16 protein-coding genes are annotated in these 16583 nt (G+C 76.7%); all 16 read left to right on the top strand.

The genetic code is table 11. The features are described from left to right. Positions 1–141 precede the first annotated feature (141 nt). The 16 genes from EDC03_RS07405 (at position 142) to atpA (ending at position 16542) form a co-directional block, all read left to right on the top strand. A complete protein-coding gene (locus EDC03_RS07405) occupies positions 142–1473 on the top strand; it encodes a homoserine dehydrogenase (RefSeq protein WP_123379552.1) in 1332 nt (443 codons plus the stop codon). An 84-nt stretch (positions 1474–1557) separates the two neighbouring features. After that, positions 1558–2652: a threonine synthase gene (gene thrC, locus EDC03_RS07400; RefSeq protein WP_123379551.1), complete on the top strand. Its 1095-nt coding sequence runs from the start codon at positions 1558–1560 to the stop codon at positions 2650–2652. 4 nt (positions 2653–2656) lie between these two features. Further along, positions 2657–3670 carry a homoserine kinase gene (locus tag EDC03_RS07395; protein ID WP_199720020.1) on the top strand — a complete coding sequence of 338 codons (1014 nt, stop codon included), beginning with the start codon at positions 2657–2659 and terminating at the stop codon, positions 3668–3670. Positions 3671–4317: 647 nt separating this feature from the next. Beyond that, the gene (rho, locus tag EDC03_RS07390) at positions 4318–6615 is read left to right on the top strand and encodes a transcription termination factor Rho (protein WP_123379550.1); all 2298 of its coding nucleotides are present in this window, start codon (positions 4318–4320) and stop codon (positions 6613–6615) included. Positions 6616–6826: 211 nt separating this feature from the next. Beyond that, complete coding sequence (gene rpmE / locus EDC03_RS07385) at positions 6827–7042, top strand: 50S ribosomal protein L31 (RefSeq protein ID WP_123379549.1); 216 nt, start codon at positions 6827–6829, stop codon at positions 7040–7042. Positions 7043–7163: 121 nt separating this feature from the next. After that, positions 7164–8240 carry a peptide chain release factor 1 gene (gene prfA, locus EDC03_RS07380; protein ID WP_123379548.1) on the top strand — a complete coding sequence of 359 codons (1077 nt, stop codon included), beginning with the start codon at positions 7164–7166 and terminating at the stop codon, positions 8238–8240. Then, on the top strand, positions 8189–9232 hold the full coding sequence (gene prmC / locus EDC03_RS07375) for a peptide chain release factor N(5)-glutamine methyltransferase (RefSeq protein WP_422393802.1): 1044 nt from the start codon (positions 8189–8191) through the stop codon (positions 9230–9232). The genes prfA and prmC overlap by 52 nt, the downstream gene beginning before the upstream one ends. Continuing rightward, positions 9229–10125 (top strand): L-threonylcarbamoyladenylate synthase, encoded by an 897-nt coding sequence (locus EDC03_RS07370; RefSeq protein ID WP_123379547.1) that lies wholly within the window; start codon positions 9229–9231, stop codon positions 10123–10125. Before prmC ends, EDC03_RS07370 begins: the two co-directional genes overlap by 4 nt. Continuing rightward, complete coding sequence (locus tag EDC03_RS07365; RefSeq protein WP_123379546.1) at positions 10122–11246, top strand: glycosyltransferase family 4 protein; 1125 nt, start codon at positions 10122–10124, stop codon at positions 11244–11246. Before EDC03_RS07370 ends, EDC03_RS07365 begins: the two co-directional genes overlap by 4 nt. Positions 11247–11357: 111 nt before the next feature. Then, entirely contained in the window at positions 11358–11801 is a 444-nt protein-coding gene (locus tag EDC03_RS07360) for a Cg1360 family ATP-synthase-associated protein (RefSeq protein ID WP_123379545.1), read from the top strand. Positions 11802–11833: 32 nt separating this feature from the next. Continuing rightward, positions 11834–12220, top strand: a complete 387-nt coding sequence (locus tag EDC03_RS07355; RefSeq protein WP_123379544.1) for an AtpZ/AtpI family protein — start codon at positions 11834–11836, stop codon at positions 12218–12220. Beyond that, entirely contained in the window at positions 12217–13008 is a 792-nt protein-coding gene (gene atpB, locus EDC03_RS07350; RefSeq protein ID WP_123379543.1) for a F0F1 ATP synthase subunit A, read from the top strand. Before EDC03_RS07355 ends, atpB begins: the two co-directional genes overlap by 4 nt. 91 nt (positions 13009–13099) lie before the next feature. After that, entirely contained in the window at positions 13100–13312 is a 213-nt protein-coding gene (atpE, locus tag EDC03_RS07345) for an ATP synthase F0 subunit C (RefSeq protein WP_123379542.1), read from the top strand. A gap of 38 nt (positions 13313–13350) precedes the next feature. Beyond that, positions 13351–13959, top strand: coding sequence for a F0F1 ATP synthase subunit B (locus EDC03_RS07340; RefSeq protein WP_241967082.1), 609 nt, complete (start codon positions 13351–13353; stop codon positions 13957–13959). Further along, complete coding sequence (locus EDC03_RS07335; protein ID WP_148058034.1) at positions 13959–14768, top strand: F0F1 ATP synthase subunit delta; 810 nt, start codon at positions 13959–13961, stop codon at positions 14766–14768. The genes EDC03_RS07340 and EDC03_RS07335 overlap by 1 nt, the downstream gene beginning before the upstream one ends. A gap of 148 nt (positions 14769–14916) precedes the next feature. Beyond that, positions 14917–16542 carry a F0F1 ATP synthase subunit alpha gene (gene atpA / locus EDC03_RS07330; RefSeq protein ID WP_123379540.1) on the top strand — a complete coding sequence of 542 codons (1626 nt, stop codon included), beginning with the start codon at positions 14917–14919 and terminating at the stop codon, positions 16540–16542. The last annotated feature ends 41 nt before the right edge of the window (positions 16543–16583 follow it).

Below are 16583 nucleotides of genomic sequence, written 5' to 3'. Positions count from 1 at the left end.
GTCCGATGTCCCACTCCGCGGGACGGCGTCCGATGTCCCACTCCGCGGGACGGGGTGCGGCCGACAGGTGGACCGCGAGAGGATCCACCGGTCCCGCGGGCGCCCGTCGCCCCGCCGTCCCACCCGCGCCCGGGAGGTCCCATGGCCGAGGTCCGCCCCTCGCCGCCCGTGCTGCGCGTCGCCCTGCTCGGCTGCGGCGTCGTCGGCTCGGCGGTGGCGCGCCAGCTGGTGGAGCAGGCCGACGAGCTCGCCGCCCGCGCCGGGGCGCGCCTCGAGCTCGTCGGCATCGCCGTCCGTCGCGCCGGCCGGCGCCGCGAGCCGGGCATCGACCCCGCGCTCCTCACGACCGACGCCGAGGGCCTCGTCGAGCGGGCCGACGTCGTCGTCGAGGTCATCGGCGGCATCGAGCCCGCGCGCGGGCTGCTGCTGCGCGCCATGGCCGCGGGCGCGTCGGTCGTCACGGCCAACAAGGCCCTGCTCGCCGAGGACGGCCCCCGGCTCTACGCCGCGGCCGACGCGGCGGGGGTCGACCTCTACTTCGAGGCCGCCGTGGCCGGGGCCATCCCCATCGTCCGGCCGCTGCGCGACTCGCTCGTCGGCGACCGGGTCGAGCGGGTCCTCGGCGTCGTCAACGGGACGACGAACTTCGTCCTCGACCGCATGGACTCGACCGGCGCCGGCTTCGAGGAGGCCGTGCAGGAGGCGCAGTCGCTCGGCTACGCGGAGGCCGACCCGACGGCCGACGTCGAGGGCTTCGACGCCGCGGCCAAGGCGGCGATCATCGCGTCGCTGGCCTTCCACACCCGGGTCCGGGCGGCCGACGTGCACCGCGAGGGCATCACCGGCGTCACGGCGGGCGACGTCGCCGCCGCCCGGGACGCCGGCGCCGTCGTCAAGCTCCTCGCCATCTGCGAGCGCACCGCGCCGACCGGTGACGGCGACGCCGAGGGCGGCGTCTCCGTCCGCGTGCACCCCGCGATGGTCCCGCGCGAGCACCCGCTGGCCGGGGTCCGCGGCGCCTTCAACGCCGTCTTCGTCGAGGCGCGCTCCGCCGGGTCGCTGATGTTCTACGGCCAGGGCGCGGGCGGGGAGCCCACCGCCAGCGCGGTGCTCGGCGACCTCGTCGCCGTCGCGCGCCACCGGGTCGTCGGCGGGCGGGGCTCGTCGGAGTCGGCCTACGCCGACCTGCCGGTGCGGCCGATGGGCGAGGCCGTCACCCGGTACCACGTGCGCCTCGAGGTCCACGACCGTCCCGGTGTCCTCGCGCAGGTGGCGCAGGTCTTCGCCGACCACGGCGCCAGCGTCGAGACCGTCCGCCAGACCCCCCTCGGCGGCGAGCCGGGCGGCAGCGCCGCCCTCGTCGTCGCCACGCACGAGGCGCCCGACGCGGCGCTGGCGGCCACCGTCGAGGCGCTCGCCGCCTCGCCCGCGGTCCTCGGCGTCACCTCGGTGCTCCGTGTCGAGGGCACCTGACCCGACGCCCGACCCACGTCGCCCGGCGAGCCGGGGGGCACGGCGACCAGCAGACCCGCAGCACCCAGCAGGAGGAGGACCCCGGTGGCCCACGTGTGGCGCGGCGTGATCGAGGAGTACCGCGACCGGCTGCCCTTCGGCCCGGACGACCCCGTGGTCACCCTCGGGGAGGGCGGCACCCCGCTCGTGCGCGCGCACGCGCTGTCCGAGCGCACCTCCTGCGAGGTGTGGGTCAAGGTCGAGGGCTGCAACCCCACCGGCTCCTTCAAGGACCGCGGCATGACGACGGCCATCTCCCGCGCGAGGGCGCTCGGGGCCCGCGCCGTCATCTGCGCGTCCACCGGCAACACCTCGGCGTCGGCCGCGGCCTACGCGACGGCGGCCGGGATGGCCTGCGGCGTGCTCGTGCCCGAGGGCAAGATCGCGCTCGGCAAGCTGAGCCAGGCCATCGCCCACGGCGCCACGCTCCTGCAGGTCGAGGGCAACTTCGACGACTGCCTCGACCTGGCCCGCAAGCTCGCGGAGTCCTACCCCGTCGAGCTCGTCAACAGCGTCAACCCGTACCGCATCGAGGGCCAGAAGACGGGCGCCTTCGAGGTCGTCGACGTCCTCGGCGACGCCCCGGACATCCACTGCCTGCCCGTCGGGAACGCCGGCAACATCACGGCGTACTGGAAGGGCTACACCGAGTACGCGCGCGACGGGGGCACGTCGGGCTCTCCCGGCCCGGCCACGCGCACGCCGCGGATGTGGGGCTTCCAGGCGGCGGGCGCCGCGCCCATCGTGCTGGGGCACCCCGTGGACCAGCCCGAGACGCTGGCGACGGCGATCCGCATCGGCAACCCCGCGTCCTGGCAGCAGGCCGTCGCGGCGCGCGACGAGTCGGGCGGCCTCGTCGGCAGCGTCACGGACGAGGAGATCCTCGCCGCGCACCGTCTCCTGTCGAGCGAGGACGGCGTCTTCGTCGAGCCCGCCTCGGCCGCGGGCGTCGCGGGCCTGCTCCAGCGGCACGCCGCCGGCGAGCTCGACCCGGGCCAGCGTGTGGTCATCACCGTCACGGGCCACGGGCTCAAGGACCCCCAGTGGGCCCTGCGCGCGGCCGACGGCGGCGACGTCCAGCCGGTGCGCGTGCCCGTCGACGCCATGACGGCGGCGGGCGCCCTCGGCCTCGAGGGCTGACGGCGTGAGCGCGCTGCGCCGCGGCGGGGCCCCCGGGACGTCGGCCCGCGCCGACGTGCCGGCCTCGAGCGCCAACCTCGGGCCCGGGTACGACGCCGTCGGCCTGGCCCTCGAGCTCCGCGACGAGCTCGAGGTCGAGGTGCTGCCGGCCGACCACCCCGCCGCGGCCGCCGCGCCGACGGGCGCGCCCGGCGCCGTCGTCGCCGTCGAGGGGCAGGGCGCCGGCCGCGTGGGGGAGGGCGAGGGGCACCTCGTCGTCCGGGCGCTGCGCGCCGCGCTCGCCCGTGCCGGCGCGCCGCAGCCGGTGCTCGGCCTCCGGTGCCGCAACGGCGTGCCCTTCGGGCGCGGGGCCGGGTCGTCCGCCGCCGCCGTCGTCGGCGGGGTCGTCCTCGCGCGCGGGCTGCTCGAGGACCCGTCGGCGCTCGACGACGAGGTGGCGCTCGACGTCGCCGCGACGATGGAGGGCCACGCCGACAACGCCGCGGCGAGCCTGCTCGGCGGGGTCACGCTCGGCTGGGTCGAGGGTGCCGCGGACGACGGCGACGACGGCGCGGGCATGCCCCTGCCCGGTCGCCGCGCGGGCCTGCGCTTCCGGGCCGTGCGGGTGGACCCGCACCCGGACCTCCGCGTCGTCCTCGCCGTGCCCGGCGTCGAGCTCCTCACCGCGACGGCCCGCGCGATGCTGCCCGCCGTCGTCCCGCACGCGGACGCGGCGTTCGTCGCCGGTCGCAGCGCGCTGCTGCCGCAGGCGCTCTCGCGCGTGCCGGAGCTGCTCCTGCCCGCGACGGCCGACCGCCTGCACCAGCGCTACCGCGCGCCGGCGGCCCCGGCGACGGCCGCCCTCGTCGCGGACCTGCGCGGCCGGGGCCTCGCCGCCGCCGTCTCCGGCGCCGGGCCGAGCGTCGTCGTGCTGGGGACGTCCGCGGCGCTGCGCGACGAGGTCGCCGCCCACGCCCCGGGCTGGGACGTCCTCGCGCCGGACGTCGCCCACGAGGGCGCGCGCTGGTCCGCCGGCTGACCTCCCGCCCCGCACGACGTGGTCCCCGGCGTGACGTCGGAGACGCGTCGCAGGTGCGAAGTCGACGCCGACTTCGCGGTGGGAGGCGTCGTGGGCGTTAAGTCGACGCCGACTTCGCGTGGGGAGGGGCCCTGGGCGTGAAGTGGGCGTCGACTTCGCGTGGGGACGGGCCCTGGGCGTGAAGTGGGCGCCGACTTCGCGCGCGTCGGGGGGCCCGTGGCGTGAGGGCGGCGCCGGCGTCGCCCTCGCAGCGGCCCGTGTCGTGACGGGGTCGTCGTCGCGCCCCGGCCGCGCCGGCGCTGCTGCGGACGGGCGACGTGCCGCGTGCTCCGGGGACGCGGCCGTCCCGGTGCTACAGTCGGAGAGCCGGACGCACCCGTGCACGTCCGAGCGCTCCCGTCCCCCCGCAGTCCCCGGGCCTCCGCCCGCGGGTCGTGGTGACCGGACGGACGCCCGGAGCGGGTCGCCGCCGAGCCGCCGGCCACGTCGCCGTCGCTCGCGTCGTCCGAGCACGCACCCACCCCTCGCCCACCCGGGCCCCGCCCGGGTCGAGCACCGACGGGGTGTGCCCTGCCGGTCCCGCCCAGCGCCGGGCCGGCGCACCGCGTGGCTCCACCCCCGAGCCGCCGACCAGGGGAAGGACCTCTGTGACCGACACCACCGACATCGCGCAGCCCGCCGCTGCCGCCGCCCGCCGGGCGCCCCTCTCGCAGCTGCGCCTCGGCCAGCTGCAGGAGCTGGCGACCTCCCTCGGCGTGCAGGGCACCGCGACGATGCGCAAGAGCGACCTGCTCGCGGCCATCCGCGCCGAGCAGGGCGGCTCCGCCCGCGGCGCCCGGGCCGAGGCCCCCGCCGCGGACGCCGGCGAGCGCACCGCCGCCACCAGCACCACCGCCCCCCGGGCCGCCGCGCCCGCCGAGGCCCCCGCGGCCCCGCCCCAGCCGCGCCGCGGCGACGACGCCCCGTCGTCGGCCGCCGTCGCGGAGGCCGCCCCCGCGGCCGAGGCCCGCCAGGGCCGTCGCCCCCGCCGCGCGGAGCGCTCCGCCGGCGCCCCCGCCGTGACCCGCGACGACACCGCCGCGCCGCCGGCGGACACGGCCCCGGAGCCGGTCGTCGAGCGGGCGGCCGCGCGCGGCGACGACGCCCCGCGCGCCGAGGGCATCGAGCTCCCGCGGCGGGCCGACCGCCCCGAGCCGGAGCAGCGCCAGGACCGCGGTGAGCGCACCGACCGCGGGGACCGCACGGAGCGTCAGGACCGGGCGCCGCGCCAGGAGCGCGGCCCGCGCCAGGACCGCCAGGGCCAGCAGGAACGCCAGGGCCAGCAGGGCCAGCAGGACCGGCAGGACCGGCAGGACCGGGGCGACCGCCAGGACCGGGCCCAGGGCGCCCAGGGCGACCAGCGCCTCGACGCGCGGGCGCAGCTGGAGCAGCAGCTCGACCTCCGCGAGCGCGCCCGCCACGGCGACGGCGACGGCGACCGCACCGAGCAGGGCGGCCGCCGCGGCGACCGCCCCGAGCGCGGGGACCGCGCCGACCGGGCCGACCGCTTCGAGCGCACCGACCGGGCCGACCGGGGCGGCGCGCAGGACGGAGACGACGACGACGAGCTCGGCGGCCGCCGCGGCCGTCGCGGCCGCTACCGCGACCGCAAGCGTCGCGGCCGCGACGGCGGCGCGCCCCAGGGCGGCGTCGCGCAGGACGCCGAGCCGGAGGTCGGGGACGACGAGGCGCTCGTCACCGTCGCGGGCGTCCTCGACGTCCTCGACAGCTACGCCTTCGTCCGCACGTCCGGCTACCTGCCGGGCCCGAACGACGTCTACGTCACGCTCGCCCAGCTGAAGAAGCACGGGATGCGCAAGGGCGACGTCGTCACGGGCGCCGTCCGCGCCCGCGGCGAGGGCGACGGCAGCGGCGAGGACGCCCCCGGCGGCAGCGGCCGCGGCGGGCGCCAGCAGCGGCAGCAGCGCGCGCAGAAGTTCAACCCGCTCGTGCGCGTCGACACCGTCAACGGCCTGGCGCCGGACGAGGCCCGCCGCCGCCCGGACTTCTCCAAGCTGACGCCGCTCTACCCCCAGGAGCGCCTGCGCCTGGAGACCGAGCGCGGCCAGTACACGCAGCGCGTCATCGACCTCGTCGCCCCCATCGGCAAGGGCCAGCGCGGCCTCATCGTCGCGCCGCCCAAGGCCGGCAAGACGATCGTCATGCAGCAGATCGCCAACGCGATCACGCGCAACAACCCGGACGTCCACCTCATGGTCGTGCTCGTCGACGAGCGCCCCGAGGAGGTCACCGACATGCAGCGGACGGTGAAGGGCGAGGTCATCGCCTCGACCTTCGACCGGCCGGCCGAGGACCACACGACGGTCGCCGAGCTCGCCATCGAGCGGGCCAAGCGCCTCGTGGAGCTGGGGCACGACGTCGTCGTGCTCCTGGACTCCCTCACGCGCCTGTCGCGGGCCTACAACACCTCGGCCCCGGCGTCCGGCCGCATCCTGTCCGGCGGCATCGACGCCTCGGCGCTGTACCCGCCGAAGCGCTTCTTCGGCGCCGCCCGCAACATCGAGAACGGCGGCTCGCTGACGATCCTCGCCTCGGCGCTCGTCGAGACCGGCTCCAAGGCCGACGAGGTCATCTTCGAGGAGTTCAAGGGCACGGGGAACATGGAGCTGCGCCTCGCGCGGCACCTGGCCGACAAGCGGATCTTCCCGGCGGTCGACGTCAACGCGTCGGGCACCCGCCGCGAGGAGATCCTCATGTCCCCCGAGGAGATGAAGGTCGTCTACAAGCTCCGCCGCGTGCTGGGGGCGCTCGACGCCACGCAGGCCATCGAGCTCGTCCTCGGCAAGCTGCGCGAGACGGGCAGCAACGCGGAGTTCCTCATGCAGGTGCAGCGGACGGCCCCGGCCGGCCCCACCGAGGGGCGCAGCGAGCTCAGCCGGGACTGACCGGCGACCGCCCCGCCCGGCCGACGGACGCCGTCGGCCGGGCGGGGACGCGTCCCGGACCCGCCGTCCGCGGGGACCGGGAAGCCGGGGGCCCCTCCCGTGGTTGGGGAGAGGGCGCCCACCGCTCTGGCAGGATGGGCACGAGGGTCCCGGTTCACGTGCGCGCACCCGCGCGGCACGACCCGGGACCGGCGACGACAAGGAGCACCAGATGAAGGCCGGGCAGCACCCCGAGTACGTGACGACCGTCGTGCAGTGCACGTGCGGCGCCAGCTTCACCACCCGCAGCACGTCGAAGGCCGGCGAGATCAAGGCCGACGTCTGCTCCGCCTGCCACCCGTTCTACACGGGCAAGCAGAAGATCCTCGACACCGGCGGCCGCGTGGCCCGCTTCCAGGCGCGCTACGGCAAGACCGCCGCGAAGTAGTCCCCCGCCGACGGCGCCGTCCCCCACCCGGGGGGCGGCGCCGTCGTCGTGCTCCGACGTCCCGGGCACCCCCGGCGACCAGCCCGGCCCCCCACCGGGGGCACCCCGCGAGGAGGACGCCGTGCGCGACGCCGTCGTACCGCTGCTGGAGGAGCACGCCGCCCTCGAGCAGCAGCTGGCCGACCCGGCGCTGCACGCCGACCCCGCCCTGGCCCGCCGGGTCGGGCGCCGGTACGCCGAGCTCGGCGGGCTCGTCCGCGCCGAGGCCGAGCGCGTGGCCGCCGCCGAGGACGTCGGGGCGGCGGAGGCCCTCGCCGCGGAGGACCCGTCCTTCGCCGAGGAGCTGCCGGCCCTGCGGGAGCGCGCCGCGGCCACCGCCGAGCGCGTCCGCCGCCTGCTCGTGCCGCGCGACCCCGACGACGGCCGCGACGTCATCCTCGAGGTGCGGGCGGGGGAGGGCGGCGAGGAGTCCGCGCTCTTCGCCGGCGACCTCGTCCGCATGTACCTGCGCCTGGCCGAGCGGCGCGGGTGGAGGACCGAGGTGCTCGACGCCGCGCCGTCCGACCTCGGTGGCTACAAGGAGATCTCCCTCGCCGTGCGCGGCCGCGGCGGCGACCCCGCGGACGGCGTCTACGCCGCGCTGAAGTTCGAGGGCGGCGTGCACCGCGTCCAGCGGGTGCCCGTCACCGAGTCGGCCGGCCGCATCCACACCTCCGCCGCGGGCGTCCTCGTCCTGCCGGAGGCCGACGAGGTCGACGAGGTCGACGTGGACCCGGCCGACCTGCGCGTCGACGTCTTCCGCTCCTCCGGGCCCGGCGGGCAGAGCGTCAACACGACGGACTCGGCCGTGCGGATCACGCACCTGCCGACGGGCCTCGTCGTCTCGTGCCAGAACGAGAAGAGCCAGCTGCAGAACCGCGAGCAGGCGCTGCGCATCCTCCGGGCGCGGCTGAGGGCGCTGGCCGCCGAGGAGGCCGCCGAGACGGCCGCCGGGCTGCGGCGGGCCCAGGTGCGCACCGTCGACCGCTCCGAGCGGATCCGCACCTACAACTTCCCCGAGAACCGCATCAGCGACCACCGCACCGGCTACAAGGCGTACAACCTCGACACGGTGCTCGACGGCGACCTCGACGCCGTCCTGGAGTCCTGCGCGCGCGCCGACGAGGACGCGCGGCTGGCGGCGGCGGGGACCCCCTGAGCGCCCCGGCCGACGGCGGGGCCGTCGACCCCGGCGTCCTCGTCCGCCGGGCCGCCGCGCGGCTCGCCGCGGCGGGCATCCCGAGCCCCCGCCCCGACGCCGAGGCGCTGCTCGCCTCCGTGCTCGGCGTCGACCGGGCCGCCGCCCGCCTCGCCGCCCTGCGCGGCGACGCCCTCCCGCCGGGGACCGCGGCCGCCCTGGAGGTGCTCGTCGACCGCCGGGCCGCGCGCGAGCCCCTCCAGCACCTCACCGGCCGCGCGCCCTTCGACGGGCTCGACCTCGCCGTCGGCCCCGGCGTCTTCGTGCCGCGGCCCGAGACCGAGGGGCTCGCGCGGGCGGCGGCCGCCGCGGCGGCCGCGGTCGGCCGCCGGCGGGGGAGGCCCCCCGTCGTCGTCGACCTCTGCGCGGGGTCCGGGGCGCTCGCGCTCGCCGTCGCCGCGCGGGTGCCCGACGCCCGCGTCACCGCGGTCGAGCTGTCGCCGGACGCGCTCGCGTGGGCGCGCCGGAACGTGCGGGCGCTGGGCGCCGAGGGCGGCGCCGTCCCCGCCGACCGGCCCGGCGGGCCCGTCCGGCTGCTCGCCGGGGACGTCACGGCCCCGCTCGCGGCCGTGCCCGACCTGGCGGCCCTCGTCGGCGACGTCGACGTCGTCGTCAGCAACCCCCCGTACATCCCGCCCGGCGCGGTGCCGGTGGACCCCGAGGTCCGCGACCACGACCCGGCGCTCGCCCTCTACGGGGGCGGGGACGACGGCCTGCTCGTGCCGCGGGCCGTGCTGGCCGTGGCGGCGCGCCTGCTCGCCCCGGGCGGCGTCGTCCTCGTCGAGCACGCCGAGGTCCAGCAGGAGGCCCTGCTGGCGCTCCTCGCCGCCGGCCCCGGCGCCCCGGACGCCGGGAGCTGGCGCGGCGCGACGGGCGCCGCCGACCTCACGGGACGCCCGCGGTGGGTCCAGGCCGTCCGCACGGCCGCGGCGTGCCACGATGCGCCGTCGTGAGCACGCTCTCCGACTGCCGTGACCCCGACGGCCGCGACGCGGGCCTCGCGGCCGCCGAGGACGCCCTGCGTCGCGGCGCCCTCGTGGTGCTGCCGACCGACACCGTCTACGGCGTGGGGGCCGACGCCTTCGACCCGGCCGCCGTCGCCGCGCTGCTGGCCGCCAAGGGCCGCGACCGCTCGATGCCGCCGCCCGTCCTCGTCCACGACGTCCGCTCGGTCGACGCGCTCGTCGAGCGCTCGGCCAGCGGGGCGTCGTCGTCCGTCGACGCCCTCGCCGAGGCCTTCTGGCCCGGCGGCCTCACCCTCGTCTGCTGGGCGCAGCCCTCGTTGCGCTGGGACCTCGGCGACACCGGCGGCACCGTCGCGGTCCGCGTGCCCGACGACGACGTGGCCCGCGCCCTCCTCGCCCGCACCGGCCCGCTCGCGGTCAGCAGCGCCAACCTCACCGGGGAGGCGCCCGGCGCCACCGCCGAGGAGGCCCGGACCCAGCTCGGCGAGGCCGTCGAGGTCTACCTCGAGGACGGCCCCCGCGACGGCGGCGCCCCCTCGACCGTGCTCGACCTCACCGGCGCGCGCCCCGAGGTGCTGCGCGAGGGCGCCGTCTCCCTCGAGGAGCTGCGCCGCGTCGTGCCCGACGTCCGCGCGGTCGCCCCGCCCCCGCCGCCGGCCGGACCCGCCGACGACGGCGCGACGGCGGACGCGACCACCGACGCGCCGGCCACGGACGCGCCGGCCACGGACGCGCCGGCCACGGACGCGCCGGCCACGGACGCGCCGGCCACGGACGCGCCGGCCACGGACGCGCCGGCCACGGACGGACCGCGCCCCGCCGGCGAGCCCGGCGCCGGGTCGGAGGAGCCGGGCACCGCCGCCGACGACACCGGCCGGTGAGGGCCTACCTCCTCGTCCTCGTCACCGCCGCGGCGGTGACGTACCTCGTCACGCCGCTCGCCCGCCGCCTCGCCGCGCGGGTCGGCGCCGTCACCCCCCTGCGCGAGCGGGACGTCCACTCCGTCCCCACCCCGCGGCTCGGCGGGACGGCGATGCTCGTCGGCCTGGCCGCGTCCTTCGTCGTCGCGAGCCGGCTGCCGTTCCTCGAGGGCGTCTTCGCGTCCTCGGGGGCGTGGGCCGTCCTCGGGGCCGCGGCGATCGTCTGCCTGCTCGGCGTCGCCGACGACATCTGGGGGCTCGACGCCCTCGCCAAGCTCGGCGGGCAGGTCCTGGCCGCGTCGCTGCTGGCGTGGCAGGGCGTGCAGCTGCTGTCGCTGCCGGTCTTCGGGGTGACGGTCGGCTCGGGACCCGTCTTCTTCGCGCTCACGGTGCTGGCCGTCGTCGTGGCGGTCAACGCCGTCAACTTCATCGACGGGCTCGACGGCCTGGCCGCCGGGGTCATGCTCGTCTCCGGGTCGGCCTTCTTCGTCTACACCTACCTGCTGAGCCAGGACACGAGCCCGGGGGACTACTCGAACCTCGCGACGCTCGTGGCCGCCGCGCTCGTCGGCTGCTGCCTCGGCTTCCTGCCGCACAACGCCCACCCCGCGCGGATCTTCATGGGGGACTCCGGGTCGATGCTCCTCGGCCTCCTGCTCGCCGCCGGCGGCGTGGCCGCCACGGGGGTGGACCCGGCCGTCGTCTCGCAGGTCCAGGTCGTCCCGGTGTACCTGCCCCTGCTCCTGCCGCTGGCGGTCCTGCTCCTGCCGCTCCTCGACCTCGTGTGGGCGGTCGTGCGGCGCCTGGCGAAGGGGCAGTCGCCCTTCACGCCCGACCGCCTGCACCTGCACCACCGGCTCCTCGACCTCGGCCACAGCCACGGCCGCGCCGTCGGGATCATGGCCGCGTGGGCGGGCGTCGTCTCCTACGGGGCCGTCTCGACCGCCTTCCTGCCGCTCCCGGTCGCGCTGGCCGGCTGCGCCGTGGCGGTGCTCGTCGTCACGCTCGTCACGCTGCGGATCCGCAAGGCCGGGGAGCCCCGTGCGGCGCGGACGCCGGCCGGGAGCCCGCCCCGCTTGTGATACCTTTCACAAGCCAGACCACACGACGTCCTGCGACGAGCGACGGAGCCCGCCCTGAGCACGCCTGAGGCCACCACCGGCATCGCGCCGCCCCCCGAGGTCTTCTCGGGGATGCTGCGCGCCGCCCTCCTCCCCGCCGGGGTCGCCGGCGTCGTCTGCGCCGTCGTCGCCACCGTCACCGGGGGAGCGGCCGGCCTGCTGGCCGCCCTCGTCGGCGTCCTGCTCGTGGTCCTCTTCTTCGGCAGCAGCCTCCTCGTCCTCGAGCGGACGGCGCGCGTCTCGCCGCCGCTCGTCATGCTCGTGGCGCTCGGCACCTACACGCTCAAGGTGCTGCTGCTGGCCCTCGCCTTCCTCGTCCTCTCGCGGACGACGGACCTGCCGGGGCCGGCCCTGGGGCTCACGACCATCGTGGTCACGACGGTCTGGCTCGCGGCGGAGCTGCGCGCCTTCGTGCGCACCCGCCAGCCCCTCTACGCCGCCCCCGCGGCCGACGCCGACGACGAGCCGACCGACGACGCGGCCGCGTCGGACGAGCGTCCGGGCGGTGGCCGGTGACCGCGCGGACCGCTGCTAGCGTCACCCGCACCATGGCCGACGACGACCGCACCGGCGACGCCGCACGGCGTACCGACGGCTCCGCGACGCCCTCGCGCCCCGGCGGCCGTGACGGCGCCTGGGGCGCCCCCTCCTACCTCGTGGCCGGACCGCTGACGCTGGGCCTGCCCGGCTTCGGCCTCGACCACCTGCTCGGCACCGCCTTCCTCGGTCCCCTGGGGATCGTGGCGGGGGTGGCCCTCGGCGCCTGGTACGTGTGGTTCCGCTACGGTGTGGACCGCGAGCCGACCGACGCCCGGCCCGGCACCGTCCACGACGACGGCGCCCCCGCGGCACGCACGACGGCCGGCCCTTCCTCCGCGACGGGCCACCCGCACCCCCGTTCCCATGACGACGTCCGCGCGGAGGAGACGACGTGAGCGCCGCCCTGCTGGCCTCCGGAGGCCACGGCTTCGAGACGCCCGACCAGAGCATCTTCTGGCAGCCCCTCTTCGGCACCGAGGGTGCGCTCGCGATCACGCGGCCCTCGATCCTCGCCCTCATCTCGGTCGTGATCGTCGCCGGCCTCCTCCTCGCGGGGACCAAGCGGCTGTCGCTGGTCCCGAGCAAGGGGCAGATGGCCGTCGAGACGGTCTACAACCTCGTGCGCAACACGGTGGGCCGCGACGTCATCGGCGAGCAGCACTTCCGCCGCTACGTGCCGCTGCTGTTCGCGCTGTTCGCGTTCATCTACGTGAACAACCTCTTCGGCGTCCTGCCGCCGTTCCAGTACCCGACGATGTCGCGCTTCGCGTTCCCTCTGGTGCTGGCGCTCATCGTGTACGTGGTCTACAACGCCGTGGGCATCCGGCGGAAGGGCCTCGGCGGCTACCTCAAGGGCTTCGTGCCCGGCGGCCTGCCGTCGTGGATCGTCCCGCTCGTCTTCGTGCTCGAGCTCGTGACGTACTTCGTCACCCGCCCCGTGACGCTGGCGCTGCGGCTCTTCGGCAACATGTTCGCCGGCCACCTCATCCTCGTGCTCTTCATCACGGGGGCGGAGTACATGCTCTTCGACGGCGGCGTCCTGCTGAAGCTCGTGTCGGTCCCGACCTTCCTCATGGCGTTCCTCATGACGCTGTTCGAGCTGCTCGTGCAGTTCCTGCAGGCGTACGTGTTCGTCCTGCTCGCGGCGACGTACATCGCCGACAGCTACGCGGACGAGCACTGAGCCCCTGCTCGCAGGGCTCACCCCAGACGGCACCACCGCACGCCCCGGACGCGTCCGCGTCCGGTTCCACGGACAGAAGTTGGAGAAGACCATGACCGGAAGTCTCGCGATCGTCGGCTACGGCCTGTCGGCCATCGGCCCCGGCGTCGGGATCGGCCTGATCTTCGCTGCCTACATCAACGGTGTGGCGCGTCAGCCCGAGGCCCGCGGCATGCTCCAGAGCATCGCCATCCTCGGCTTCGCGCTCTGCGAGGCGCTCGCCATCTTCGGCATCGCCCTCGCGTTCGTCTTCGCCGGCAACTAGGCACCGAAACCCCCAGCACCGCGCCCGTAGGAGGAGCAGTGACACTCGCCGCCACCGCGGTGCTCGCCTCGGCGGAGTCCGACCCGCCTGGTGACCCGCTCTACCCGATCCTCCCGCACCTCGGGGAGCTGATCTTCGGCGTCATCGCCATCGCGATCGTGTACTTCGTCGTCGCGAAGAAGGTCGTCCCGCGCCTCGAGGCGATCTACGAGGAGCGCCGCCAGGCCATCGAGGGCGGCGTGGAGAAGGCGGAGCGCGCCCAGGCCGAGGCGGAGCGGACGCTCGCCGAGTACAAGGCGCAGCTGTCCGAGGCCCGTGAGGAGGCCGGCCGCATCCGCGAGGAGGCGCGCGCCCAGGGCGCGCAGATCCTCGAGGAGATGCGTCAGCGTGCGGAGTCCGAGGCGCAGCGCGTCACGGAGTCGGCGCAGCGGCAGATCGCCTCGGAGCGCCAGCAGGCCCTGCTGAGCCTGCGCACCGAGGTCGGCGGCCTGGCCACCGAGCTCGCGTCGCGCATCGTCGGGGAGTCCCTCGCCGACGAGGCCCGCCAGAGCCGCGTCGTCGACCGCTTCCTCGAGGACCTCGAGCGGGGCGACGCCGCCCGCGGCGGCGCCCACCGCGCCGAGGCCCCGACGAGCCGGGGCCTGTGATGCGGGGGGCCAGCCGCACCTCGCTGGGCGTCGTCACCGAGGACGCCCGGCCGGTGCTCGAGGGGGCCCGCGGGACGGGCCTCGCCGAGGGGCTCTTCGGCGTCGTCGACCTGCTCGACGGCTCCGGCCCCCTGCGCCGCGCCCTCACGGACCCGGCCCGCACGGCCGACGAGCGGGTCGGCCTCGCCGAGCGCCTGCTCGCCGGCCGCGTCGACGGCGACGTCCTCGACGTCGTCCGTCGCCTCGTGGGCGCCCGCTGGTCGGCCACCCGCGACCTCGCGGACGCGGCGGAGCAGCTGGCCGTCGTGGCCGCGGTCTCCGGCTCGTCCGAGGACGGCGGCGAGGGCCGGCTCGAGGAGGACCTCTTCCGCGTGGAGCGGCTCCTCGCCTCGGACCGCGCCCTGCGGTCCGCGGTGGCCGACAAGCACGCGCCGGACGCCTCGCGGACGGCGCTCGTCGACCGGCTGCTGGCCGACCGGGTCGCCCCGGGCACGCTGCTGCTGGTCCGCCGGGCGACCACCCGCTCGCGCGGGCTCACCCCGGAGCGGGCGCTGGCGACCTACGGCGAGCTGGCGGCCACGTGGCGCCGGCGGGTCGTGGCGCTCGTCACGACGGCCACGCCGCTGCGCGCCGACCAGCGCGACCGGCTGGCCACCGCCCTGAGCCGGCAGTACGGCCGCCCCGTGCACGTCGACAGCGCCGTGGACCCCACGGTCGTCGGGGGCGTGCGCGTCGAGGTCGACGGCACGCTCGTCGACGGGTCGGTCTCGACCCGCCTCGAGGACACCCGGCGGCGTCTCGTCGGCTGACGAGAGGCACCATCGATCATCCACACGCGCCGGGCACGACGCCGGCGCCAGCACCACCCGCGGGGCCCGGACGGGCGCCGCGGCGAGGGCCCGCCGGCCACCCGGTGGCCCGCGAGTCGAGCAGGACAGGACGAGAAGGAGCACCCACATGGCGGAGCTGACCATCCGGCCCGAGGAGATCCGCGACGCGCTGGACTCCTTCGTGCAGTCCTTCGACCCCTCGGGGGTCGGGCGCGAGGAGGTCGGGCGGGTCACCGAGACCGCGGACGGCATCGCCCGCGTCGAGGGCCTGCCCAGCGTGATGGCCAACGAGCTGCTGCGCTTCGAGGACGGGACGCTGGGCCTCGCGCTCAACCTCGACGTCCGCGAGATCGGCGTCGTCGTCCTCGGCGACTACAGCGGCATCGAGGAGGGCCAGGCCGTGCACGGCACGGGCGAGGTCCTCTCCGTGCCGGTCGGCGACGCCTACCTCGGCCGCGTCGTGGACCCGCTGGGCAACCCGATCGACGGCCTCGGCAGCATCGAGGCGGAGACCCGTCGCGCCCTCGAGCTCCAGGCGCCCACGGTCGTGCAGCGCAAGTCGGTGCACGAGCCGATGCAGACCGGCATCAAGGCCATCGACGCCATGACGCCGATCGGCCGCGGCCAGCGCCAGCTCATCATCGGCGACCGCCAGACGGGCAAGTCCGCCGTCGCGCTCGACACGATCATCAACCAGCGGGCCAACTGGGAGTCGGGCGACCCGACCAAGCAGGTCCGCTGCGTGTACGTGGCCATCGGCCAGAAGGGCTCGACGATCCAGGGCGTGCGCGGCGCGCTCGAGGCCGCCGGCGCGCTCGAGTACACGACGATCGTCGCGGCCCCGGCGTCCGACCCCGCGGGCTTCAAGTACCTCGCCCCCTACACCGGCTCGGCCATCGGCCAGCACTGGATGTACGGCGGCAAGCACGTCCTCATCGTCTTCGACGACCTGTCCAAGCAGGCCGACGCCTACCGCGCCGTCTCGCTGCTGCTCCGGCGCCCGCCGGGCCGCGAGGCCTACCCCGGCGACGTCTTCTACCTGCACTCCCGGCTGCTCGAGCGCTGCGCCAAGCTCAGCGACGAGATGGGCGGCGGCTCGATGACCGGCCTGCCGATCATCGAGACGAAGGGCAACGACGTCTCGGCGTTCATCCCCACCAACGTCATCTCGATCACCGACGGGCAGATCTTCCTCGAGTCGGACCTCTTCAACGCCAACCAGCGCCCGGCGGTCAACGTCGGCGTCTCGGTGAGCCGGGTCGGCGGCGACGCCCAGACCAAGGCGGTCAAGAAGGTCTCCGGCACGCTGAAGATCGACCTGGCGCAGTTCCGCTCGCTCGAGGCGTTCGCGATGTTCGCGTCCGACCTCGACGCGGCGTCGCGCCAGCAGCTGGGCCGCGGCCAGCGCCTCATGGAGCTGCTCAAGCAGCCCCAGTTCTCCCCGTACCCCTTCGAGGAGGAGGCGGTGTCCATCTGGATGGGCACCACCGGCAAGCTCGACGACGTCCCCGTCGAGGACGTCCGCCGCTTCGAGGCCGAGGTGCTCGAGTCGCTGCGCGGCGGCGACGTCCTCCGGACGATCCGGGAGACCGGGAAGCTCGAGGACGACACGACCGCCGAGCTCACGCGCCTCGTCCAGGGCGTCCGTGACGGCTTCCGCACGACGGGCGACGGCGGCGGCTCGACCGCCGACGTCGACGCGAGCGACGCCGAGGACGAGCAGCAGGAGCAGATCGTCCGCCAGAAGCGCTGACGCGCCGTCCCGGCACCGCGGTGCCGGGGCCCAACCCCGCG

It is taken from the genome of Pseudokineococcus lusitanus, assembly GCF_003751265.1.
Taxonomy (GTDB): domain Bacteria; phylum Actinomycetota; class Actinomycetes; order Actinomycetales; family Quadrisphaeraceae; genus Pseudokineococcus; species Pseudokineococcus lusitanus.
Note: the sequence above shows the minus strand (reverse complement) of the source record. Positions and strands in the feature narration are given on the sequence as shown.